Origin of the sequence: Blastococcus sp. PRF04-17 (assembly GCF_023016265.1) — a bacterium.
Lineage (GTDB): Bacteria > Actinomycetota > Actinomycetes > Mycobacteriales > Geodermatophilaceae > Blastococcus_B.
The window spans coordinates 268,599-292,560 of the sequence record NZ_CP095412.1 but is presented as its reverse complement, the minus strand read 5'-3'; the positions used below and the strand labels follow the sequence as shown (position 1 = coordinate 292,560).

16 protein-coding genes and 1 pseudogene are annotated in these 23,962 nt (G+C 72.3%); 8 read left to right on the top strand and 9 right to left on the bottom strand.

Features of this window, described 5'->3' with window-relative positions; genetic code table 11:
* Nucleotides 1-124: 124 nt before the first annotated feature.
* The 5 genes and pseudogenes from MVA48_RS01500 to uvrB form a co-directional block, all read right to left on the bottom strand.
* The gene (locus MVA48_RS01500) at nucleotides 125-1,342 is read right to left on the bottom strand and encodes an alpha-hydroxy acid oxidase (RefSeq protein ID WP_246984987.1); all 1,218 of its coding nucleotides are present in this window, start codon (nucleotides 1,340-1,342) and stop codon (nucleotides 125-127) included.
* Between the two features lie 38 nt (nucleotides 1,343-1,380).
* The gene (locus tag MVA48_RS01495) at nucleotides 1,381-3,435 is read right to left on the bottom strand and encodes a S9 family peptidase (RefSeq protein ID WP_246984986.1); all 2,055 of its coding nucleotides are present in this window, start codon (nucleotides 3,433-3,435) and stop codon (nucleotides 1,381-1,383) included.
* Nucleotides 3,436-3,668: 233 nt separating this feature from the next.
* Nucleotides 3,669-4,565: pseudogene (locus MVA48_RS01490) on the bottom strand (TerC family protein); the annotation flags it as partial.
* Nucleotides 4,566-4,730: 165 nt separating this feature from the next.
* Nucleotides 4,731-5,858, bottom strand: coding sequence for a TerC family protein (locus tag MVA48_RS01485; protein WP_246984985.1), 1,128 nt, complete (start codon nucleotides 5,856-5,858; stop codon nucleotides 4,731-4,733).
* 241 nt (nucleotides 5,859-6,099) lie between these two features.
* The gene (gene uvrB / locus MVA48_RS01480; protein ID WP_246984984.1) at nucleotides 6,100-8,226 is read right to left on the bottom strand and encodes an excinuclease ABC subunit UvrB; all 2,127 of its coding nucleotides are present in this window, start codon (nucleotides 8,224-8,226) and stop codon (nucleotides 6,100-6,102) included.
* Nucleotides 8,227-8,705: 479 nt separating this feature from the next.
* On the opposite strand from uvrB, the gene glgX reads away from it, so the two are divergent.
* Nucleotides 8,706-10,817: a glycogen debranching protein GlgX gene (gene glgX / locus MVA48_RS01475; protein WP_246984982.1), complete on the top strand. Its 2,112-nt coding sequence runs from the start codon at nucleotides 8,706-8,708 to the stop codon at nucleotides 10,815-10,817.
* Nucleotides 10,814-13,159: a malto-oligosyltrehalose synthase gene (gene treY / locus MVA48_RS01470; RefSeq protein ID WP_246984980.1), complete on the top strand. Its 2,346-nt coding sequence runs from the start codon at nucleotides 10,814-10,816 to the stop codon at nucleotides 13,157-13,159. The genes glgX and treY overlap by 4 nt, the downstream gene beginning before the upstream one ends.
* Here treY and MVA48_RS01465 read toward each other — a convergent pair.
* From MVA48_RS01465 to MVA48_RS01455, 3 genes are read right to left on the bottom strand one after another with little or no spacing between them, the layout of a single operon-like run.
* Nucleotides 13,156-14,373, bottom strand: a complete 1,218-nt coding sequence (locus MVA48_RS01465) for an ABC transporter permease (protein ID WP_246984978.1) — start codon at nucleotides 14,371-14,373, stop codon at nucleotides 13,156-13,158. The two genes, treY and MVA48_RS01465, sit on opposite strands and share 4 nt — an antisense overlap.
* Nucleotides 14,370-15,104, bottom strand: a complete 735-nt coding sequence (locus tag MVA48_RS01460; RefSeq protein ID WP_246984975.1) for an ABC transporter ATP-binding protein — start codon at nucleotides 15,102-15,104, stop codon at nucleotides 14,370-14,372. The genes MVA48_RS01465 and MVA48_RS01460 overlap by 4 nt, the downstream gene beginning before the upstream one ends.
* On the bottom strand, nucleotides 15,101-16,144 hold the full coding sequence (locus MVA48_RS01455) for an efflux RND transporter periplasmic adaptor subunit (RefSeq protein WP_246984973.1): 1,044 nt from the start codon (nucleotides 16,142-16,144) through the stop codon (nucleotides 15,101-15,103). Before MVA48_RS01455 ends, MVA48_RS01460 begins: the two co-directional genes overlap by 4 nt.
* Nucleotides 16,145-16,327: 183 nt before the next feature.
* Here MVA48_RS01455 and treZ point away from each other — a divergent pair, with 183 nt between their 5' ends.
* Both treZ and MVA48_RS01445 read left to right on the top strand, forming a co-directional pair.
* A complete protein-coding gene (treZ, locus tag MVA48_RS01450; RefSeq protein WP_246984970.1) occupies nucleotides 16,328-18,082 on the top strand; it encodes a malto-oligosyltrehalose trehalohydrolase in 1,755 nt (584 codons plus the stop codon).
* A gap of 129 nt (nucleotides 18,083-18,211) precedes the next feature.
* Nucleotides 18,212-18,826, top strand: coding sequence for a dihydrofolate reductase family protein (locus MVA48_RS01445; RefSeq protein ID WP_246984967.1), 615 nt, complete (start codon nucleotides 18,212-18,214; stop codon nucleotides 18,824-18,826).
* Here MVA48_RS01445 and MVA48_RS01440 read toward each other — a convergent pair.
* Nucleotides 18,802-19,131: a GYD domain-containing protein gene (locus MVA48_RS01440; protein WP_246984964.1), complete on the bottom strand. Its 330-nt coding sequence runs from the start codon at nucleotides 19,129-19,131 to the stop codon at nucleotides 18,802-18,804. The genes MVA48_RS01445 and MVA48_RS01440 overlap by 25 nt on opposite strands.
* A 100-nt stretch (nucleotides 19,132-19,231) precedes the next feature.
* Here MVA48_RS01440 and MVA48_RS01435 point away from each other — a divergent pair, with 100 nt between their 5' ends.
* From MVA48_RS01435 to MVA48_RS01420, 4 genes are all read left to right on the top strand, one after another.
* Complete coding sequence (locus MVA48_RS01435) at nucleotides 19,232-20,320, top strand: ATP-dependent DNA ligase (protein WP_246984961.1); 1,089 nt, start codon at nucleotides 19,232-19,234, stop codon at nucleotides 20,318-20,320.
* A gap of 61 nt (nucleotides 20,321-20,381) precedes the next feature.
* Nucleotides 20,382-21,956 carry an alpha/beta hydrolase gene (locus tag MVA48_RS01430; protein WP_246984958.1) on the top strand — a complete coding sequence of 525 codons (1,575 nt, stop codon included), beginning with the start codon at nucleotides 20,382-20,384 and terminating at the stop codon, nucleotides 21,954-21,956.
* A gap of 36 nt (nucleotides 21,957-21,992) precedes the next feature.
* Nucleotides 21,993-23,078, top strand: coding sequence for a DNA polymerase domain-containing protein (locus tag MVA48_RS01425; protein WP_246984955.1), 1,086 nt, complete (start codon nucleotides 21,993-21,995; stop codon nucleotides 23,076-23,078).
* On the top strand, nucleotides 23,075-23,929 hold the full coding sequence (locus tag MVA48_RS01420) for a phosphotransferase family protein (RefSeq protein WP_246984952.1): 855 nt from the start codon (nucleotides 23,075-23,077) through the stop codon (nucleotides 23,927-23,929). The genes MVA48_RS01425 and MVA48_RS01420 overlap by 4 nt, the downstream gene beginning before the upstream one ends.
* Nucleotides 23,930-23,962: the final 33 nt, after the last annotated feature.

Below are 23,962 nucleotides of genomic sequence, written 5' to 3'. Positions count from 1 at the left end.
CCGGGGGCACCCGCCGCAGCGGGGCCACGCCGCCGAACGTGTAGGCGTACTGCTCGAAGCTGGGCGTGACCTCGACGACGTCCATGGCGCACCCTAGGAAGTCGCAGGTCCCCCGGGCAATGCCTCAGCGCGGCCGGAGGCGCACCCGGTCCGGCGTCAGCTCCGCGACCGACGCGACCCCCAGCAACTGCAGAGTGCGACTGATCTCCCGGGCCAGGAGGTCGGCCACCCGCTGCACCCCGCGCTCGCCGCCGGCCATGAGCCCGTAGAGGTAGGCGCGCCCGATCAGGCAGGCCCGGGCCCCGAACGCCACGGCGGCCACGACGTCGGCACCGTCGAGGATGCCGCCGTCGAGATAGACCTCCGCGCGGTCGCCGACCGCGGCCACGACGGCGGGCAGCTGCTCGAGCGGCGTCGGCGACCGGTCCAGCTGGCGGCCGCCGTGGTCGGACACGACGACGCCGTCGGCGCCGGCGTCGACGACCGCCAGCGCGTCGTCGGCGGTCAGGACGCCCTTCACGACCAGAGGCCCCGGCCAGGCGGCCCGCAGATCCCGGACGTCGGCGAGCGTGGCGGCGGGCTCGAAGACCCGGTCGACCAGCTCGGCCACCGTGCCGCCCCACGACCGCAGGGACGCGAACTCCAGCGGCGGCGTGGTCAGCAGGTCGATCCACCAGTGCGGATGCAGCGCGGCGTTGGCCATCGTCCGCAGGGTGAGGGCCGGCGGGATGGTGAAGCCGTTGCGGACGTCGCGCAGCCGCGGCCCGGCGACCGGGGTGTCCACGGTCAGCACCAGCGCCTCGTAGCCGGCCGCACGGGCGCGCTCGACCAGGGCGGCGCTCGCTTCCCGGTCGCGCCACAGGTAGAGCTGGAACCACCGCCGGGCGCCCGGTACCGCGGCCGCCAGCGCCTCGATCGACGTGGTCCCCATTGTCGACAGCGTGTGCGGGATGCCCGTCCGCTCCGCCACGCGGGCGACCGCGATCTCCCCCTCGGTGTGCATGAGTCGGGTGAAGCCGGTCGGCGCGAAGGCGAGCGGGAGCGCCGACGGGTGGCCCAGCACGGTCGTGGACGAGTCGACGGCGGAGACGTCCCGCAGCACGCTGGGCCGGAACTCGACCCGTTCGAACGCCTCGCGCGAGCGGCGCAGGCTGATCTCCGCCCCGGCGGCGCCGTCGGTGTAGTCGAACACCGCGCGGGGAACGCGCCGGCGGGCCATGTCGCGGAGGTCCTCCACGGTGGCCGCCCCCGCCAGCCGCCGGGTGGTCGCGTCGCCGGACGGACGGCGCGGACGCACCAGCTCCCGCAGTTCGGACCAGCGCGGCACCCGGCGCTCCACCACGGTGCCACCCTGCCAGGGGAGCCGCCGGCGCGGGCCGGTCAGCGCACGCGCGTCGCCCGCACGGACAGGGGCTCGCCATCCGCGGGCTCCTCGGGGGCCGGTGCCTCACCCGGGGCCGCCTCGACCTCGACCCGCTCCTCGCGGTTGGCCGGGTTCGGCAGCCACCGCGCCCACCAGCGCAGCACGTGCTCCAGCCGCGCCAGCCGATGCCGGGGGCGACCGGAGCGGGAGAGCTCGTGGCCCTCGCCGGGGAACAGCAGCAGCGCCGTCGGCACACCGCGCCGCTTGAGCTCGACGTAGAGCCGCTGCCCCTGCTCGACCGGGCAGCGCCAGTCCTCCTCGGAGTGGACCACCAGCGTGGGCGTGGTGATCCGGTGCGCGTGCGCCAGGGCGCTCTGCTCGGCGATCCGGCCGGGATCGGTGCCCAGGTACTGGTCCGGGAACATCCACCCGATGTCCGACGAGCCGACGAAGCTGACCGGGTCCAGGAAGCCGCGCTCGGCGACGGCCGCGACGAAGCGGCTCGTGCGGCTCAGCAGCACCGTCGTGAGGTAGCCGCCGTAGGAGCCGCCCATGACGCCCACCCGGCCGGCGTCCAGGCGGGGGTCCTCGAGCGCGGCGTCGAGGAAGGCGGTCACGTCGTCCGCGTCCGGACCTCCGAAGGCGCCGCGGACCGCCCGGCCGTGTGCCGCGCCGTAGCCGGCCGACCCGCGCGGGTTGCACTGCACGACGGCGTAGCCGGCCGTGACGTAGGTCTGCGTCTCGTCGAACAGCGTCCAGCCGTACTGGTCGAACGGTCCGCCGTGGATGGTGAGCAGCACCGGGTGCGGCCCGGGCCCGGGCGGGACGGTGACCCAGCCGTGCACCGGATAGCCGTCGGCGCCACGGATCGTGCGCTCCTCCATGCGGTGCACCCGGCCGGTCGCGCCCAGCGCTCGGCCGAACCCGGTGAGCAGCCGGCGGCCGCTCGAGGTGATCGCCACCAGTTCGCCGGCCGACCGGTCGTGCGCCACCACGGCGACGACCACTCCTCCGCCGGCGGCGACGCCGCCCACGGTGAACGGTCCCTCGACGAGGATCTCCGACGGGCCGCCGTCCACCGGCACGCGGAGCAGCTCGACCGCCCCGCGTCGCCGCACCCCCACGAGCACCGCGCCGTCGGCCACGACCGTGCTCGGTGACGTGTCCCCGCGGTGGTGCTGCTCCGGGTCGAGCAGCGGCTCCAGCCGACCACCCGCGGCGTCGACCCGGCAGGGCACTGCCTGCCGGGCGACGAAGTCCAGCCCCTCCGGTCCCAGGTCCGGGACGGCGGTGACGTAGATCGAGCCGCCGTCGGGGCCGAACGCCGGCCCGGCGCAGCTCCCGCGCGACCCGGTGATCCGGCGCAGGCCCGACCCGTCCGGGGCGATGCCGTAGACGTCGCGGACCAGATCGCGGTCGGCGCGCTCGTGCAGTGCCGAGACGAACGCCAGCTCGGCGCCGTCCGGCCGCCAGGTGACGTCCGTGCTGTCGACGGCCCCCGTGGTCACCTGCACCGGCGACGGCAACGGCGTCGTGTCGTCGGTGAAGTCGGCCGGCAGGTCGAGCACGAACACCTGGCTGGGGCGGTCGAGGGTGAAGCCGACGTCGTCGAGCCGGTACTGCAGCGTCGTGATCAGCCGCGGCGGCTCGGCACCGGGGCCGACCCCTTCGGCGGTGCCGTACCGGCCCGCCTCGGGCACCCGCGCGGTGTAGGCCAGCCGGCGCGAGTCGGGGGACCAGACCGGGGCCCCGGCGCCGAGGTGGTGGTCGGTCAGCCGCCGCGGGGTGCCACCCGCCGTCGGCAGGAGCCAGATCTGTGGCTTGCCGCCCGGCTCGGCACCGAGGTAGGCCAGCCAGCGGCCGTCCGGCGAGAAGACGGGCGCACTGTCCCGGTGCCCCTCGGTGATGGGGCGGGCCGGCGCGGAGGCGTCGGTCGGGACCGCCCACAGCCGGCTGCGGTACTCATCGGTGTCGAGGTCGAGCCGCGCCACGGCGACCACGGCCATGCGGCCGTCCGGGGAGACGGTCGGGACGCCCGGAGTGCGCAGGAGCGCGAGGTCGGTCGGCCGCATGTCGGCGACGCTAGCCGAGCCCGCTGACGGGCCGGGTCAGCGCCGGGAGGTCTCCTCGTCGACCTCCTCGGCCAGCTTGGCCTCGGCCGCGGCCGCGGCCTCGGGTCCGCCCGTCGGCACCTGCTTCGCCGTCTCCTCGTCGACGACCGGCTCGTCGACGGTGACCCCGCGCCGCGGGTCGACATCAGGCTGGCCACCGTCGCCACGACCAGGACGCCCAGGATGATCGAGAGCGAGAGCCAGATCGGGATGTGCGGCACCGCCTCGATGGGCTCGCGCTCGCCGGCGAACGGCAGCTGGTTCTCGTGCACCGCCTCGAGGATCAGCTTGACGCCGATGAAGGCCAGGATGACGGCCAGGCCGAGGGAGAGGTACACGAGCCGCTTCAGGAGGCCGCCGAGCAGGAAGTAGAGCTGGCGCAGGCCCATCAGCGCGAAGACGTTGGCCGTGAAGACGATGAACGGCTCGCGGGTCAGGCCGAAGATCGCCGGGATGCTGTCGAGGGCGAAGATCAGGTCCGTCGTCCCGAGCGCCAGGATCACCACGATCATCGGCGTCCACATCTTCTTGCCGTTCTCGGTGACCCGGATCTTGGCTCCGTGGTAGTCCTTCGTGATCGGCAGGACCTTGCGCATCCGCCGGATGAAGGCGTTCTCCTCGTAGTCCTCGTCCTCCCCGCGGTGCCGGACCAGGTTGATCGCGGTGTAGATGAGGAAAACGCCGAAGATGTAGAAGACCCACACGAACCGCTCGATGACCACGGCACCGAGCAGGATGAAGATCCCGCGCAGGACCAGGGCGATGATGATGCCGATCATCAGCGCTTCCTGCTGGTACTTCCGAGGGACCTGGAAGCGGGCCATGATGATCACGAAGACGAACAGGTTGTCCACCGAGAGCGAGTACTCGGTGAGCCAGCCCGCGTAGAACTCGGTCGCGTACGTCCCGTTGGTGAAGGCGAGCATCAGCAGGCCGAAAGCCAGCGCCAGGCTGACGTAGAAGCTCACCCACAGCCCTGCCTCCTTCAGCGAGGGCTCGTGCGGACGACGGGCGACGATGGCCAGATCGGCGAGCAGCAGAGCGGTGAGCCCCACGAACGTCGCGATCTCGAACCAGACGGGGAGCTCCATGCGGGCGTTTCCTCCGGGGGGACCAGCCGTGTCAGCACCGGAGGTCTCTCCCACCGCACGCCGGCAGCGTGCGATCGGCAGCACCGGAGGCCATGGGACCTCGTGATGACGATGCTGCCGCGGGGGGATACTCCCCTCCTCGCATCCCCCCGGCGGCCGCGATCGTCAGTGGTCGCGTCGGCCCGGGTTCGCGGCGCTCACGCTACCTCCTCCGTCCGGTCGCGACCCGGTGGCTGCCCCGTGGGCTTCCGTCGGTGTCCGGCCGCCGGCCGAGAGCGCCGTGGGGTCGCTGGCGGCGGTCTCGACGACCAGGTGCTCGCGCCGGTCGCGGCGGACCCGCCACAGGCTGGCCACGGTGGTCACCAGCAGTGTCACGAGGATGACCAGGAGGGACACCGTGATGGGCACCTCGGGGATCACGGTGACGTGCTCCCCGCCGTTGATGAACGGCAGCTCGTTCTCGTGCAGCGCGTGGATGACGAGCTTCACGCCGATGAAGCCGAGGATGACCGCGAGGCCGTAGGAGAGGTAGACGAGCCGGTCGAGCAGGCCGTCGATGAGGAAGTACAGCTGCCGCAGGCCCAGCAGCGAGAACGCGTTCGCGGTGAACACCAGGAACGTCTCCTGGGTCAGGCCGAAGATCGCCGGGATCGAGTCGACGGCGAAGATGATGTCGGCCGTCCCGATCGCGATCAGCGCGATGGCCAGCGGGGTGAGGTACCGCTTGCCGTCCAGCTTCACCGTCATCCGGTCGGAGTGGTACTCCTCGGTCGTCCGCAGCCGCTTGCGGGCGAACCGGAGGACGGCGTTCTCCTTGAAGTCGTCCTCGTCCTCGTGGCCGCCGCTGCGCGCCTGCACCCAGGCGGTGTAGATCAGGATCGCGCCGAACAGGTAGAAGACCCAGCTGAAGTTGGCGATGGCCGCCGCGCCGACGACGATGAAGACCGTCCGCAGGGCGAGCGCGAACGTGATGCCGAACAGCAGCACCTTCTGCTGCAGCTCCCGCGGTACGCCGAAGGCGGCCATGATCAGGACGAAGACGAAGAGGTTGTCGACCGAGAGGCTCTTCTCCGTGACGTAGCCGGCGAAGTACTCGCCGGCGAAACCTGCGCCCCAGCCCCACCAGACGATGAAGCCGAAGACGATCGCGATGCCGACGTAGGCGGCCGACCACGTCGCTGACTCACGGAGCGTCGGTGAATGCGGCGTGCGCACGTGGCCGACGAGGTCGAAGAGGAGCATGCCCACGATCGCGCCGACCGTGACAGCCCACACCCAGAAGGGGACGTCCATGCAGCAACTACCTCCGGAAACTGGCGTACGTCAGTGACCGGAGGTCTCTCCCGTCGCCCCTGTCACGGCCGACCGGCAGCGCCGGGGACCGCACGCGGTCCCGTACTGACGACGCTGCCGCAGCGGGATACTCCCCTCCACGGTGAACCGTTCCACGGCAGCCATCATCGCCCGCACGTCGTGTGGTTCGTCGGCTCCAACGACCGACGGTTCGCCGGTGTTCCCGGCGCAGCATCGAATTTCAGGCGTGCGCGGCGTCGAACTGGCGGAGCTCCTTCTTCAGCTCCGCGAGCTCGTCCCGCAACCGGGCGGCGACCTCGAACTGCAGTTCGCGTGCCGCGGCGAGCATCTGCTCGTTCATCTGCGTGATCAGGTCCGCGAGCTCGTTGCGGGGCAGGCCCTGCACGTCGATCGAGCCGGCCTTGCCCCGCGTCGTGGCCGCCTTCTTCGAGGACAACCCGGGCACCGGGGACTTGCCGCGGGACTGCTGCCGGCCGGAACCACCGATCAGCTCCGCCGACTCCGAATCCTCGGCCTCGCGGTAGATGCCGTCGAGGATGTCGACGATCTTCTTGCGCAGCGGCTGCGGGTCGACGCCACGCTCGGTGTTGTAGGCGATCTGCTTCTCGCGCCGGCGGTTGGTCTCCTCGATCGCCTGCGCCATCGACGGGGTGACCTTGTCGGCGTACATGTGCACCTGACCGGACACGTTGCGCGCCGCCCGGCCGATCGTCTGGATCAGCGACGTGCCCGACCGGAGGAAGCCCTCCTTGTCGGCGTCGAGGATCGCCACCAGCGACACCTCGGGCAGGTCGAGCCCCTCGCGCAGCAGGTTGATGCCGACGAGCACGTCGTACTCGCCCTGCCGCAGCTCCCGCAGCAGTTCGACCCGGCGGAGCGTGTCCACCTCGGAGTGCAGGTAGCGGACCTTGATCCCGAGCTCGAGCAGGTAGTCGGTGAGGTCCTCGGCCATCTTCTTGGTCAGCGTCGTGACCAGGACCCGCTCGTCCTTCTCGGTACGGACCCGGATCTCGTGCACCAGGTCGTCGATCTGCCCCTTGGTCGGCTTGATGACGACCTCGGGGTCGACCAGGCCGGTCGGCCGGATGACCTGCTCGACGAACTCGCCGCCCGTGCGACCCAGCTCGTAGGGACCCGGCGTCGCCGACAGGTAGACCGTCTGGCCGATGCGGTCGGTGAACTCCTCCCACTTCAGCGGCCGGTTGTCCATGGCCGACGGCAGCCGGAAGCCGTGCTCGACCAGCGTCCGCTTCCGGCTCATGTCGCCCTCGTACATGCCGCCGATCTGCGGCACGGTCACGTGCGACTCGTCGATGACCAGGAGGAAGTCGTCGGGGAAGTAGTCGATCAGGCAGCTGCCCGCGCTGCCCGGTGCGCGGCCGTCGATGTGCCGCGAGTAGTTCTCGATGCCGGAGCAGAAACCGACCTGGCGCATCATCTCGATGTCGTAGGTCGTGCGCATGCGCAGCCGCTGCGCCTCGAGCAGCTTGCCCTGCCGCTCCAGCTCGGCCAGCCGGTGCTCCAGCTCGGCCTCGATGCCGCGGATGGCCCGCTCCATCCGTTCCGGGCCCGCGACGTAGTGGGTGGCGGGGAAGACGAACAACTCCCGCACCTCGCGCACGACCTCACCGGTCAGCGGGTGCAGGTAGTACAGCCGCTCGACCTCGTCGCCGAACATCTCGATGCGGACGGCGAGCTCCTCGTACACCGGGAAGACCTCGATCGTGTCGCCCCGCACGCGGAAGGTGCCGCGGGTGAACGAGAGGTCGTTGCGGGTGTACTGCTCGGTGACCAGGGTGCGCAGCAGCTCGTCGCGGTCGCGCTCCTCCCCCACCGAGATCTTCAGTGCCCGGTCGACGTACTCCTGCGGCGTGCCCAGGCCGTAGATGCACGACACCGTCGCCACGACCACGACGTCGCGCCGGGTGAGCAGGGCCTGGGTCGCCGAGTGACGCAGCCGCTCCACCTCCTCGTTGATCGAGGAGTCCTTCTCGATGTAGGTGTCGGTCTGCGGGACGTAGGCCTCGGGCTGGTAGTAGTCGTAGTACGAGACGAAGTACTCGACCGCGTTGTCCGGCAGCAGCTCGCGGAACTCGTTCGCGAGCTGGGCGGCCAGCGTCTTGTTCGGCGCCATGACCAACGTCGGCCGCTGCACCTGCTCGATCAGCCACGCCGTCGTCGCCGACTTGCCGGTGCCGGTGGCGCCGAGCAGCACGACGTCCTTCTCCCCGCCGTTGACCCGGCGGGCGAGCTCCTCGATCGCCGCCGGCTGGTCGCCGGAGGGCTGGAACTCGCTGACGACCCGGAACTTGCCCTGGGTCGGCCGGATGTCGGTGGTCGCGCGCACGCCGACGACGGTACGACGGGGGTGTGACAGAACGCCGGGCGTGCGTTCCCTGCGCCGACCGGTGCGCGAGGGGACGGGGAGGCCGGCGGGTACTTGTCTCCGCCCTCACGCGGCCCTAGCGTCCCTGGTCGCAGGAGCGGTTCAGCCACGGGCCAGCGCCACCCAGGTCTTCTGGGCGAGGTCGGTCCGTGCGCGGCGCCCGACCCCCAGGGGTGGTCCGCCGCAGCCGTCCCGGTCCGGACGCGGTCCGCGTCCGGGCCGTTCCTGCGCACGACGCCCCTCGCAGCCACGCTCCGGGGGGCGTCGTCGTCCTCGGGGTCGGCAACGTCACGATCGAGGGCACGATTGAGGACCTCGCGCCATGGGCACGGGGTCCCGGTCGCCCCGCCCGACCGTCTCCGCGAGGATCGCGGTGGACGACCCGTGCCCCCGGCCGTCGGGGGCCATCTCGCCGCGAGACAGCGCAGAAGGAAGCACCCATGACCCAGGTCTGGCCCGGCAGTGCCTACCCCCTCGGGGCCACGTACGACGGCACCGGCACGAACTTCGCGATCTTCAGCGAGGTCGCCGAGAAGGTCGAGCTGTGCCTGTTCGACGAGTCCGGCAACGAGGAGCGCATCCGCCTCCCCGAGATGGACGGGTACGTCTGGCACGCGTTCCTGCCCGGGATCCACCCCGGCCAGCGCTACGGCTTCCGGGTCCACGGCCCGTACGACCCGGCGAAGGGCCTGCGCTGCAACCCCAACAAGCTGCTGCTCGACCCGTACGCGAAGGCGATCGACGGCCAGATCGACTGGGACCAGTCGGTCTTCGGCTACGACTTCGAGACCAAGGAGCGCAACGACGAGGACTCGGCACCGCACATGCCGAAGTCCGTCGTCGTCAACCCCTACTTCGACTGGGGCGTCGACCGCCCGCCGAAGACGCCCTACAACAAGACGGTCATCTACGAGGCCCACGTCAAGGGTCTGACGATGACCAACCCACGGATCCCGGAGGAGCTGCGCGGCACCTACGCCGCCGTCGCGCACCCCGCGACCATCGAGTACCTGCAGGACCTCGGCGTCACCGCGATCGAGCTGCTGCCGGTGCACCAGTTCGTGCAGGACGACACCCTGCAGCAGAAGGGCCTGCGCAACTACTGGGGCTATAACACGATCGGCTTCTTCGCCCCGCACAACGAGTACGCCAGCGCGACGGCCGCCGGCCAGCACGTCCAGGAGTTCAAGGGCATGGTCCGCGCCCTGCACGAGGCGGGCATCGAGGTCATCCTGGACGTGGTCTACAACCACACGGCCGAGGGCAACCACAACGGCCCGACGCTGTCGTTCCGAGGGATCGACAACCGCACGTACTACAAGCTCGTCGAGGGCGACGAGCGCTACTACATGGACTACACGGGCACCGGGAACACGCTCAACGTCCGGACGCCGCAGTCGCTGCAGCTGATCATGGACTCGCTGCGGTACTGGGTCACCGAGATGCACGTCGACGGCTTCCGCTTCGACCTCGCCTCCGCGCTGGCGCGCGAGCTGCACGCCGTCGACCGGCTCGCGACCTTCTTCGACCTCGTCCACCAGGACCCGATCGTCAGCCAGGTGAAGCTGATCGCCGAGCCGTGGGACGTGGGCGAGGGCGGCTACCAGGTGGGCAACTTCCCGGCGCTGTGGACGGAGTGGAACGGCAAGTACCGCGACACCGTCCGCGACTTCTGGCGCGGCGAGGGTGGCACCATCGACGAGTTCGCCAGCCGGATCTCCGGCTCGTCCGACCTGTACCAGCACTCGGGCCGCCGTCCCGTCGCGAGCATCAACTTCGTCACGGCGCACGACGGCTTCACCCTCAACGACCTGGTCTCCTACAACGAGAAGCACAACGAGGCCAACGGCGAGGACAACAACGACGGCGAGAGCCACAACCGCAGCTGGAACTGCGGCGTCGAGGGGCCGACGAAGGACCCGAAGATCCTGCAGCTGCGGGCGCAGCAGCGGCGCAACTTCATCGCCACGCTGATGCTCAGCCAGGGCGTGCCGATGCTGCTGCACGGTGACGAGCTCGGCCGCAGCCAGGGCGGCAACAACAACGGCTACTGCCAGGACTCCCCCATCACCTGGATCGACTGGGAGAACGTCGACGAGGGCCTCCTCGAGTTCACCAAGAAGGTCACCCGGCTCCGGCACGACCACCCGACGTTCCGCCGCCGGCGGTTCTTCCACGGACGGCCGGTCCGTCGCGGACAGGGCGAGCCGGTGGCCGACATCGACTGGCTCACCCCCGAGGGCGAGCAGATGACCGACGAGGACTGGGACGTCGGCTATGCGCGCTCCCTGGCCGTCTACCTGAACGGCCTGGGCATCCGCGAGATGGACGAGCGCGGGGAGTACGTCAAGGACGACCACTTCTACCTGGCGTTCAACGCCTCGCACGAGGCGATCGAGTACACCCTCCCCGGCGAGGACTACTCCCCCAAGTGGACGACGGTCATCGACACCGCGCAGATGCATGCCGTCGAGCCGGTCGAGATCAAGCCGGGCGAGGCGATCACCGTGGCGGGCCGCTCGATCGTCGTCCTCACCGGACCGGCGCTGTGACCGGACCGCACGCCGACCGCCGGCGGGGCACTCCGTCGAGCACCTACCGGCTGCAGTTCCACGCCGACTTCACGCTGCAGGACGGCGCCGAGCTCGCCGGCTACCTGGCCGACCTCGGGGTGACGCACGCCTACGCCTCTCCCCTGCTGCGCTCGGCGGAGGGGAGCAACCACGGCTACGACACCGTGGACCACGCCCACATCGACGAGGCGCGCGGCGGCCGGGCGGGCTTCGACCGGTTCGTCGCGGCCCTGCACGAACGCGGGCTCGGGCTGGTCCTGGACCTGGTGCCGAACCACATGGGCGTCGAGGACCCGGCGGCGGCGCCGTGGTGGTGGGACGTCCTGCAGCACGGGCAGGACAGCGCGCACGCCGGCGCGTTCGACATCGACTGGGAGTTCGGCGGCGGCAAGGTCCGCATCCCGGTGCTGGGCTCGGCCGACGACGTCGAGAAGCTCGAGGTGGTCGGTCCGGAGGGTGGGGGCAGCGGAGCCGGTGAGCTGCGGTACTACGACAACCGCTTCCCGCTGGCGCCCGGCAGCGAGGGCGGGACCCCGCAGGAGGTGCACGCCCGCCAGCACTACGAGCTGGTGGACTGGCGGCGCGCCGACGCCGACCTCAACTACCGGCGGTTCTTCGCGATCAACACCCTCGCCGGCCTGCGGGTCGAGGACCCCGCGATCTTCGACGCCACGCACGGGCTGGTCCTGGAGCTCGTCCACGGCGGCGCGGTCGACGGCCTGCGGATCGACCACCCCGACGGACTGGCCGACCCGAAGGGCTATCTCGACCGCCTGGCCGACGCCTCGGGCGACCGGTGGACCGTCGTGGAGAAGATCCTGGAGCCCGGCGAGGACCTGCCGGAGTCGTGGCGGACGGCGGGGACGACGGGCTACGACGCCCTGGCCGAGGTGGACGACGTCCTCGTCGACCCGGCCGGCGAACCGGCGCTGACCGCCCTCGACACCGAGCTCGCCGGGGAGACCGTCGACTACGCGCGGCTGGTGCACGACTGCAAGCGGGAGGTCACCGACGGCATGCTCGGCTCGGAGGTCGCCCGGCTGGTCCGGGTGATCGGCGAGCTGCCGGGGATCGATCCGGCCCAGCAGACCGAGGCGCTGGCCGAGCTGCTGGCGACCTTCCCCGTCTACCGCAGCTACCTGCCCGACGGCCGCGAGCACCTCGACAGCACGGTCGCCGCGGTGCGCGAGCGGCGGCGCGACCTCGCGCCGGCGCTGGACGCGCTGCACCCGGTGCTGTCGCAGGCCGGATCGGAGGCCGCGACCCGCTTCGAGCAGACCAGCGGCCCGGTGATGGCCAAGGGCGTCGAGGACAGCGCCTACTACCGGTGGGCGCGGTTCGTGGCGCTCAACGAGGTGGGCGGCGACCCGGCCCGGTTCGGCAGCACGGTGGCCGAGTTCCACGCCGCGCAGCAGCGCCGCGCCGCGCGCTACCCCGAGTCGATGACGACGCTGTCGACGCACGACACCAAGCGCAGCGAGGACGTCCGGGCACGCCTGGCGGTGCTGGCCGAGCTGCCCGACGAGTGGGCGGCGCTGGTGCGCCGCCTGCTGGACCGTCACCCGCTCGCCGACCGGTCGCTGGCGCACCTGGTGTGGCAGAACCTCGTCGGCGCGTGGCCGTTGTCGCGGGAGCGGGCGCACGCCTACGTGGAGAAGGCCGCGCGCGAGGCCGGGACGTCCACCACGTGGACCGATCCGGACGAGGAGTTCGAGGGCCGGCTGCACGCACTGGTCGACGCCGCGTTCGACGACGAGGCGACGCATCGGGAGATCGAGGACCTCGTCGCCCGCATCGCGCCGTTCGGCCGGTCGAACTCGCTGGCGCAGAAGCTGCTGCAGCTCACGATGCCCGGCGTACCGGACGTCTACCAGGGCTCGGAGCTCTGGGACCTCTCGCTGGTCGACCCGGACAACCGCCGTCCGGTCGACTACTCGGCGCGCCGCCGGCTGCTGGCCGAGCTGGACGGCGGCCACGTACCGGCGGTCGACGAGACCGGCGCGGCGAAGCTGCTCGTCGTGTCCCGGGTCCTCCGGGCCCGCCGGGACCACCCCGAGTGGTTCGCCGGGTACGAGCCGATCGTCGTGACCGGCTCGGCGTCCGAGCACGTCGTGGCGTTCGACCGCGGCGGCGTCGTCCCGGTGGCCACCCGGCTGCCGGTGCGGCTGGCCCGGGAGGGCTGGGGCGACACCGCGCTGCAGCTGCCCAACGGACCGTGGAAGGACCTGCTCACCGGCGGGCGGTTCGTCTCGGACGTCGCGGGCATCCCCGCCGACCGGCTGCTGGCCCGGCTGCCGGTGGCGCTGCTGGTCCGCGACTAGAAGCGGATCGCGTCGATCACCTTGGCTCGGACGGCGATGATCGCGGGCAGCAGACCTGCCAGCGCGCCGACACCGGTCGCCGCCACCATCCCCTCGACGGCGGCGGCGACCGGGAAGCCGGGCCGGTCGGCGAAGGGGATGCCCTGGTTGACCAGGCTCTCCAGGGGCAGCAGCCGGACGAGCACGATGGACGCGGCCACGGCCGCCACGCCGGCCACCGCGGTGGCGCAGACGCTCTCGAGCATCACGGCCGAGAAGATCCGGCCGGAGCCGGCGCCGAAGCTGCGGCGGACGCCGATCTCCCGGATCCGCTGCCGCACCGTCACGAGGCCGATGTTCAGCACGCCGAGCCCGCCGAGGATCAGCACCACGATGCCGGCGCCGCGGATGGCCAGGCGCAGCGTCGCGAGCGACTCCGCGAGCATCGGGTCGTCCTGCCGGTAGGCCTGCACGTCGGTGCCCGGCAGCGCGAGGCGCAGGTCGTGCTGCACCGTCTCGATGACCTGCTCCGCCTGCTCGGGCGGCACCCACAGCTCGAGCGTCGGCGGGCCGTACATCACCTGCTGCGACGCGTCGGCCTCGGACTCCCAGACCCCGCCGGACCCCTCGGCCCGGTAGACGATCAGCTCCTCCTCGTAGCCCTCGCGGACGACGCCCACGATGGCGGCGAGCACCGGGCGCGGGCCGCCGATCATCACCGTCGCCGGGGAGCTGAGGTCGCCGATGCCCAGCCGCGCCAGGAAGCGCTCGTTGACGACGAGAGCCGGCGCGAGGCTGGTCCGGTCGCCTTCCCGGAACCAGCGGCCCTGCACCGGCTCGACGCGGTGCAGCGGACCGTAGGACGGCGACACCGTGCGTGTCTGGACGGCCATGGGGCCCTCCGGCAGGCGGTAGAGGCCCTCGCTCCATGCCACGCTGGACGCGCCGGTGATCCCGTACCGCTCGATGAGCCCGGCGACGGCGGCGTCCCACTTCTCCTTGGCCGGCGCCGCACCGGTCATGGGGTCGAAGGCCTGGATGCCGATGGTCGCCGCGCGGCCGCCCCAGCGCTCGGACTGCTCCTGCTGGGCCTGGGCCATCAGCTGCCCGAGCGCCGTCACGCTGGTCATGGCGAACACGGCGAGGAAGACGCCGACCAGCGACAGCACCACGCGGGACTTGTGCACCCGCACCTCCCCCCACGCCTCGGCGAAGGCGCCCAGGACCCCGGTCACGCCGTCCCCCCGGACCGCGCGGAGGTGGCGGCAGCCAGGGCCGAGCCGGCGGGCAGGGGTGACAGGTGGCCGCCGTCCAGACGGAACCGCCGGCCGGCGAGCGCCGCCACCGACAGGTCGTGGGTGATGGTGACCAAGGCCGCGCCGGTCTCGCGGGTCACCTCGGTCAGCAGGTCCATGACCCGGGCGCCGGTCTCCACGTCGAGGGCGCCCGTGGGCTCGTCGGCCAGCACCACCTGGGGACGGCGGACCAGCGCCCGCGCGATCGCCACGCGCTGCTGCTCGCCGCCGGAGAGCCGTTCGGGCACCTGCTCGGCCCGCGCGCCCAGCCCGACGCGCTCGAGCATCTCGCGCGCCGCTCGCGTGCGGGTGAGGTAGGCGCGGCCGGAGGAGTACAGCAACGGCGCGGCGACGTTCTCCAGGGCGGTGCGCCGCGGGAGCAGGTTGAACTGCTGGAAGACGAACCCGAACACCTCGCCGCGCAGCCGTGACCGGCGACGGGCACGCAGCCGGTCGGTCGGCTCGCCGTCCAGCAGGTAGTCACCGCCGGTGGGGGCGTCGAGCAGGCCGAGGATGTTGAGCAGTGTCGACTTGCCCGACCCGGACCGGCCGACGACCGCCACGTGGTCGCCGTGGTCGACCGACAGGTCCACGCCGGTCAGGATGGGCAGCACCGAGCCGTCGGGCAGCCGCACCTCCCGGCGGACGCCGGCGAGCTCGAGCAGGCTCATCCGAACGGCCCTCCGGTCATGGGCTCGCCGGTGAAGGGGTCGACCGGGGTGTCGTCGGGCACCGGGACGAACTGCAGGATCTGCTCGCCCTCGGCCAGCCCGTCCTTGATCTCGATCAGCTCGCCGTCGGTGAGCCCCAGGGACACCGGCCGCTCGACCGGTTCCCCGTCCTCGCCGACCACCCAGACGTTGCCGGTCTGCACCGAGCCCTGGACGGCGGTCACGGGGACCACGAGCACGTTCTCGGCGAGCCCTGCCTGGATCGCCATCGTCGCGCCCATGCCGGCGAAGACGGCCGTGCCGGGCGGCACGGAGCACCGGGCCGACGTCCCGCCGCCGGTCGGCATGGACGGGTCGACCGGCATGGCCGGGTCGGGCTCCTCCGCCGGGGCGGAGGCCGGGGCCCCCAGCACGAGGCCGGTGCAGGTGAACGGCGCCGGCCCGCCCTGCACCTCCACCTCCGCCGCCGCCGGGGGGCGCAGCAGCCGGAACTGCTCGGCCTGGGTCAGCGAGGCGGTCACCGAGAGGGTGCCGGGCGAGATGCTGCCGATGCGGTCGCCGACGGAGACCAGCTGGGCCTTGAGGACGTCGAGGCTGGTGAGCGTGCCGGCGATCGGCGCGGCCACGGTGGCGTAGCGGATCCGCGGCTTCGGCTGGGTGACCGTCTGGTTGCCCTCGGCGTCGGTCTCGGTGACCGGGTCGCGCTCCTCCTCCCAGCGGATCTCGACCAGCGGCTGGCCCGCCGTCACGGGGCCCGGCTCGGCCAGCAGCGTGCTCACCTCACCGGCGGCGGTGGCCTTCACCGGCACCGACGGGTCGGCGACGACCGTGCCGGCGACGGTCACCGTGTTGCTCACCGTGCCGCGCCCGACGGGGATCGGTGGGGAGCCGGTGTCGACGAAGGACGGACCCGGACCGGCGGCGGGCTCGCCGCCCAGCCCGCTGCCGCCCCGGAAGGCGAGGACGACGAGCGCCGCGGCGATCACCGCCCACACCAGAAGCCGCAGCGCAGGAAACACGATGGTGCGGACCGTGCCCATCAGCGGCCTCCGGTGTTCGGGCACCCGATGGTGCCGGTTCGTCGCCGGAGTATGCATACCGCGTATGCATCGCGCCAGGGGCTGCGCCACGCCGTGACCGGAACGCCACCCGGGCGAGGGTTCGGTCGCCACGCCGGGGGCATGATGCCGCCGTTCGTCGTTCCAGTCCCAGGAGGCCCCCGCATGTCCGCTCCCGTCGAGTTCGCCGTCTGGGCGCCGCTGCCCGCGCGGGTGCGGGTCCAGGTCGACGGCACCGTCCACGACATGCGGCGGGACGACGCCGGCTGGTGGCGGGCGGAGGTGGACGCGGGCCCCGAGTCCGACTACGGGTTCCTGCTCGGCGACGACGAGACTCCCCGCCCGGACCCTCGGTCGAGGCGGCAGCCACAGGGCGTGCACGGCCTCTCCCGGCGCTTCGACGCCGGTGCGCACACGTGGGGGGACGACGCCTGGACCGGGCGCCCGCTCGCAGGTGGCGTCGTCTACGAGATGCACGTCGGCACCTTCACGCCCGAGGGCACGCTCGACGCCGCGATCGGCCGGCTCGGCCACCTCGTCGACCTCGGCGTGGACTTCGTGGAACTGCTGCCGGTCAACGGGTTCAACGGCACCCACAACTGGGGCTACGACGGCGTCCTCTGGTACGCCGTCCAGGAGGAGTACGGCGGGCCGGCGGCCTACCAGCGGTTCGTCGACGCCTGCCACACCCACGGCCTCGGCGTGATCCAGGACGTCGTCTACAACCACCTCGGCCCGTCGGGGAACTACCTGCCCGAGTTCTTCCCGATCTTCGCCGAGGGTGGCGCGAACACCTGGGGCAACTCGATCAACCTCTCCGGCCCGGACTCCGACGAGGTGCGGCGCTACGTCATCGACAACGCGCTGATGTGGCTGCGCGACATGCACGTCGACGGACTGCGGCTCGACGCGGTGCACGCGCTGGTCGACGAACGGGCGACCCACGTGCTCGAGGAGATGGCCCAGGAGGTCGACAGGCTCTCGGTCGCCGTCGGCCGCCCGCTGACCCTGATCGCCGAGAGCGACCTCAACGACCCGCGCATGGTCACCCCGCGCGTCGCCGGCGGCCTGGGCCTGACCGCGCAGTGGAGCGACGACTTCCACCACGCGCTGCACTCGGTGCTGACCGGCGAGGGTCAGGGCTACTACGCGGACTTCGCCGAGGCGGGCCTGGGCGGGCTGGCCAAGACGCTCACCGGGGCCTACTTCCACGACGGCGCCTGGTCGAGCTTCCGGCGTCGCCACCACGGGCGGCCGGTCGACACCGCGACGCTGCCGGGCTGGAAGTTCCTCGGCTACCTGCAGGACCACGACCAGATCGGCAACCGGGCCGTCGGCGACCGCATCTCGGCCACCCTCTCCCCCGGCCTGCTCGCCGTCGGCGCCACGATCGTGCTCACCAGCCCGTTCACGCCGATGCTGTTCATGGGCGAGGAGTGGGGCGCCACCACGCCCTGGCAGTTCTTCACCAGCCACCCGGAGCCGGAACTGGGCAAGGCCACTGCCGAGGGCCGCATCGGCGAGTTCGCCGAGCACGGCTGGGACGCCGACGTCGTGCCCGACCCGCAGGACCCCGAGACGTTCAGCCGGTCGAAGCTGGACTGGGCCGAGCTCGGCAAGGAGCCGCACGACCGGCTGCTCGCCGTCCACCGGTCGTTGCTGGCGCTGCGACGCGCGCACCCCGATCTGCTCGACCCCGACCTGACCGCCGTCGAGGTCGACTGGGACGACACCGACCGGTGGCTGGTCGTGAAGCGCGGCTCCCTCCGGGTGGTGGTCAACCTGGCCGGGGAGCCGCGGGAGATCGACCTCGACCTGCCCACGGCCGAGGTGCTCTTCGCGACCGGTGAGCTGCCCGAGACCGACGGCGAGACGGTGACCATGCCGGCCGAGAGCGCGGCCGTCGTCAGCATCCGCTGACGTGCGCCGCCTCCTCCCCGACCCGGCCCTCCTGGACTCCGAACTCGACCAGGCCGGACTCGTCGAGGCCTACCGGCTGCCGCCGGGCGGCACCTGAGGGTCAACTTCATCGCCTCGCTGGACGGCGCGGTGACCGTGGGCGGCCGCAGCGAGCCGCTCGGTTCGCCCGGCGACAAGCGGATCTTCGACCTGCTGCGGGCGCTCGCGGACGGCGTCCTCGTCGGTCACGGGACGGCGGCCGCCGAGGGGTACGGCCCGATCACGCCGGAGACGCGGGTCGGCCGGCTCCGTGCCGCGCTGGGGCGGCCGCCGACCGCGCCCATCGTCGTCGTCTCGGGACGAGCGTCGCTGGACCCGGGCGGGAAGCTCCTGGGCGGGCCCTCTCCCACGATCTGCGTGACGTGCGAGGCGGCCGACCCGGACCGCCGGGCGGCGCTGGCCGACGCCGGCGCCGAGGTCCTGGTCTGCGGCGACGACGACGTCGACCTGCCCACGACGCTGGACCGGCTGGCCGAGCGCGGGCTCGAGCAGCTGGTCTGCGAGGGCGGCCCGCAGCTGCTGCACGCGGCCCTGACCGCGGGCGTCGTCGACGAGCTCGACCTGTCGATCTCCCCCGCCCTCGTCGGCGGCGAGTCGCGGCTGCTGGAGGCGGCGCTGGGCACCCCGGCCCGGCTCGACCTGCGTCAGCTGCTCGAGGAGGACGGGATGCTCTTCACCCGCTACGCGGTCGCCGGGGCGCGGTAGGAGATGCCCTGCGCCCTGGTCAACGCCTCGATGGTGTCCTCGACGGTGAGCAGGACGGTCGTCTCCATCGCCTTGATCGCCCCGCCGCTGCCGATCGCCAGGGCCACCGAGGCCATCGACACGTCGTCGGGCGCCTCCCACAGGGTGTGCCCGTCGTAGGCTCCGAAGGCGTACCAGAACCCGTGCAGCGACCCGCCGACGGATTCGATGTAGGCCTGCGCGGCCTTCCGGCGGTCCTCCGGATTCCTGATCATGCGGGCCCACGTCTCGGGCGTGTAGCTGAACCTCGTCAGGTAGAGCGGCATGGTCGTGCCCTTCGGTCATCCCCCGCGCGGCGGACGGTAGGACCGCGGACCGTCCCCGTCGAGGCCCCCGTGCGCGCCCCGTCCTGATTGACTGACCTGCATGGATCTGCCCCTGCTGCCGCCGGTGAAGCCGATGCTGGCCAAGGCCGCCACGAAGCTGCCGACCGGCGAGGACCTCTACTACGAGCCCAAGTGGGACGGGTTCCGCTGCATCGTGTTCCGGGACGGCGACGAGGTGGAGCTCGGCAGCCGCAACGAGCGCCCGCTGACCCGGTACTTCCCCGAGGTGGTGGCGGCGGTCAAGGCACAGCTCCCGCGGAAGTGCGTGGTCGACGGCGAGATCGTCGTCCCGGCCGGGGACCGGCTGCACTTCGAGGCGCTGCTGCAGCGCATCCACCCCGCCGAGTCGCGGGTGCGGCTGCTGGCCGAGCAGACGCCGGCGTCGTTCGTGGCGTTCGACCTGCTGGCCCTGGGCGACGAGTCGCTGCTCGAGCGGCCGTTCGCGCAGCGCCGCGCGCGGCTCGAGCAGGCGCTCGCCGACAGTGCACCGCCGGTCTACCTCACCGGCATCACGCGGGACGCCGACACCGCGCGGCGCTGGTTCGAGACCTTCGAGGGCGCCGGCCTCGACGGGGTCGTCGCCAAGGCCGCCGACCTTCCCTACGGGCCCGACCAGCGGCTGATGACCAAGGTCAAGCACGTGCGGACCGCCGACTGCGTCGTCGCCGGGTTCCGCTGGCACAAGAGCGGGCCGATCGTCGGGTCGCTGCTGCTCGGGCTCTACGACGACGGGAAGCTGCAGCACATCGGCGTCGCGGCGTCCTTCCCCATGGCCCGCCGGGCGGAGCTGGTCGAGGAGCTCGAGCCGTACCGCGCCGAGGCGCTGGACGGGCACCCGTGGCAGGACTGGGCGAATGCCCAGGTTCCCCAGGGGGAGGACGCAGCGAACGGCCCGGGGACCCGCATGCCCGGCGCGGTCAGCCGGTGGAACGCGAAGAAGGACCTCTCCTGGGTGCCGCTGCGCCCGGAACTGGTGGTGGAGATCAAGTACGACCAGCTCGAGGGACGACGTCTTCGTCACACCGGACAGTTCCTCCGGTGGCGGCCCGACCGCGACCCGCTGACCTGCACCTACGACCAGCTGGACGTGCCGGTGCGGTACGACCTGGCGGAGGTCCTGACCACCTGAGAGGCCCTCGGCGGCCGGTGATCGTCTGCAGCGGCCCCGCGCGGCTCCTAGTCTGATGATCATGCGTTCGTCCCGCGGCCGGTCGGTCGTCCCGTCGATCCTGCTCGCCTCGAGCCTCGTGCTGGCGGGCTGCTCGTCGTTCTCCGGCTCCGTCGAGGAGGAGTCGACGGCGTCGGCCGCACCGACCACGCCGGCCGAGCCTCAGGTGGCCGAGATCGAGTGGACCGACTGCAACGCCCAGCTGCAGGGGCTGATCGCCGAGCGTCCCGGCGCCGAGCGGAACCTGTCCTTCGAGTGCGGCACGACCGAGGTGCCGATCAGCTACGACGAGCCCGAGGGCGCGACGCTGCCGCTGTTCCTCGTCCGCGTCGTGATGGCCGGCCAGACCGACCGCATCGGCTCGCTCATGGTCAACCCGGGCGGTCCCGGCGTCTCGGGAGCCGACGCAGCCCTGAGCGCGGCACTGACCCTCCCCGTGGAGGTCCTCCAGCGGTTCGACATCGTCGGCTTCGACCCGCGCGGCGTCGGCCTGTCCACGCCGGTGGAGTGCATCCCCGACGAGACCAAGGAGGACATCGTCGCCGCCGAGCCGCGACCGGTGACCGACGAGCAGATCGACGAGGCGTTCGCCCTGGCCCAGGAGGTCGCCGACGCCTGCGCCGAGGAGTACGGCGACGCCCTCGGCACCTTCAACACCACCGACACCGCCCGTGACATGGACCGCCTCCGCGAGGCCCTCGGCGACGAGCAGCTGACCTACCTCGGCTACTCCTACGGGACGACGCTGGGCTCCACGTATGCCGAGCTGTTCCCCGAGAACGTGCGCGCCGTGGTGCTCGACGCCGCGGTCGACCCCGACACCGACAAGGTGGAGCACGCCGAGGCCCGTGCCGCGGCGCTCGAGGCCGGTTTCGACGCGTTCGCGGAGAACTGCGTCGGCCTCATCGCCGGCTGCCCCATCGGTGCCGACCCGCGGGCGTTCGTCGAGAACCTGCTGACCACGGCCGCCGCGACACCCGTGCCCAGCGCGGACCCCGAGGACGCCGCGGCGGCCCGCCGCGCGACGCCCGGCGTCATCCAGACGGCGATCGCCGCAGCCCTGTACGACACGGCCTCGTGGCCGCAGCTCGCCCAGGCGCTCGCCGCCGCCTCGAAGGGCGACTCCGCCGGGCTGTTCTCCCTCGCCGACGCCTACGCCGGCCGGCTCGAGGACGGCACCTACTCCAACCTCTTCGACGCCAACATCGCGATCAACTGCGCCGACACGGACGTGACCGTGGAGGAGCGCGAGATCCGCGAGCTCGCGGTCGAGTGGAACCAGAAGTACCCGCTGTTCGGCGCCGGATCGGCCGTCGGCCTCTACACCTGCAACGTCTGGGAGGCCGAGCGCACGCCGCTGCCCGAGCGGGACGCGGAGGGCAGCGCACCGATCCTCGTGGTGGGTACCGCCGGCGACCCGGTGACGCCGCTCCCGGGTGCCGTGGACATGGCGGAGGACCTCGAGTCCGGCGTCCTGCTGACGTGGCAGGGGCAGGGCCACACCGCCTATCCGAAGAGCGAGTGCGTGACCGCCGCGGTCAACGCCTACCTGATCGACCTCACCGCTCCGCTGGACGGGCTCACCTGCCCGGCGTGACACTCTGCGCTCGTTGATCCCTGCGAGCGGAGTGCCATGGCCAGCAGCAAGAACGCGGCGATCCTCGACGTCGACGGTCTGGAGGTTCGCGTCTCCAACCCGGAGAAGCCGTACTTCCCCGAGCGCGGCATCCGGAAGATCGACGTCGTCGAGTACTTCGTGGCCGTCGGCCCCGGGATCCTGTTCGCGCTGCGGGACCGCCCGACGACGCTGGAGCGCTGGCCGGGCGGCGTGTTCGAGGGCGCCCGCCTGTCGACGCGGGTCGACAACACCGGCGACGCCTTCTACCAGAAGCGGGTGCCGAAGAACGCCCCGCCGTGGGTGCCGACCGCGCACATCACGTTCCCCAGCGGGCGGACGGCCGACGAGATCGCGCCGGACTCGGTCGCCGTCGTGGCCTGGTGCGCCAACCTCGGCACGCTCACCTTTCACCCGTGGCCGGTGGACAAGACCGACGTCGAGTCGCCCAACCAGATCCGCATCGACCTGGACCCGCAGCCGGGCACCGACTTCTCCGACGCCGTGTGGGTCGCGCCGCACGTGCGCGAGCTCCTGCACGAGTACGGCATGGAGGGCTGGCCGAAGACGTCGGGCGGCCGCGGAGTGCACGTCTACGTGCCGATCCAGCCGCGCTGGACCTTCACCGAGGTGCGGCACGCGGTGATCGCCTTCGGCCGCGAGCTGGAACGGCGCCTCCCCGACCGCGTGACCATGTCGTGGTGGAAGGAGGAGCGCGGCGAGAAGATCTTCATCGACTACAACCAGATGGCCCGGGACCGCACGATCGCCTCCGCGTACTCCATCCGGCCCAAGCCGCACGCCCCGGTGTCGGCACCGGTCGACTGGGACGAGCTGCCCGACGTGTCGCCGTTCGACTTCGACGTCCTGACGATGCCCGCGCGGTTCGCGGAGGTCGGCGACAAGCACGCCGGCCTGGCCGGGCACGCCTTCGACATCACGCCACTGCTGGAGCTGTTCGAGAAGCAGGTGACCGACGCCGGCCTGGGCGACCTGCCCTATCCGCCCGACTACCCGAAGATGCCGGGCGAGCCTCCCCGGGTGCAGCCGTCGAAGAAGGTCGCCGCCCACTGGGACGAGGACGGCAACCGGCAGTCGACGTGAGGCCCGACGCGGGTCCCGACCTGCTGGAGGTCGCCGCGGCGCTGCTGCCCGGCGTACGGCTGGACGACGCGTTCGTCTCGGCCGACGGCAACGTCCACCACGTGCTGCTGATCCCGGGCGTGGCCGCCGTCCGGGTCAGCAGACGGCCGCTGGCCGCCGCGTCGATGCCCCGCAACGTCGAGGTGCTGCGGCACCTGGCCGGTGCCGGTCTGCCGTTCCAGGTGCCCGAGCCGCTCACCCCGGTGACCACGTTCGGGGACCGGGCCGCCGTCGCCGTGTCGTGGGTCGACGGCGTCGCCCTGCCCGAGGGGGTCGGCGATCCGTCGCAGGTGGCCGAGGTGCTGGCGGCCGTCCGGTCGGTGCCGCTCGACGGTCCGCTGCTCGCGGTCCTCGACGGCCGGGCGCTGGGTCCACCCTGGTCGACCGTCGTCGCCGAGGAGATCCTTCCCCGCCTGCCCGTTCGCTGGCGGTCCGAGGGTCGGCGCCGCCTGGATGCCGCCCTGGCCCTGGAGCCGGTACCCGACGCCCTGGTCCACGGCGATCTCGGCGGTTCCAACGTCCACTGGTCGCCGGACGGGAAGCTGCTGGGCATCCTCGACTGGGACCTGGCCATGCCGGCCGACCCCGCGATCGACGCCGCGCTGATGGCCTGGCACGGCTGGGAGAACGTCCGTCGGGCGGTCTCCGCCGCCACCTACCGCCGCGCCCGCACCTGGGATGCCCTGTTCGGCGTCGGCCACCTGGTCGCGACCATGAACGGCCGCCCGATGACCAACCCGGACGGCTTCGTCGCCGCGATCGTCCCGTGGCTGGAGGCCCACGCCTGGACCGCCGGTCACCCGGACGGGTGACGGCAGGCTCCAGCACCCATTCGGGGACGCCGA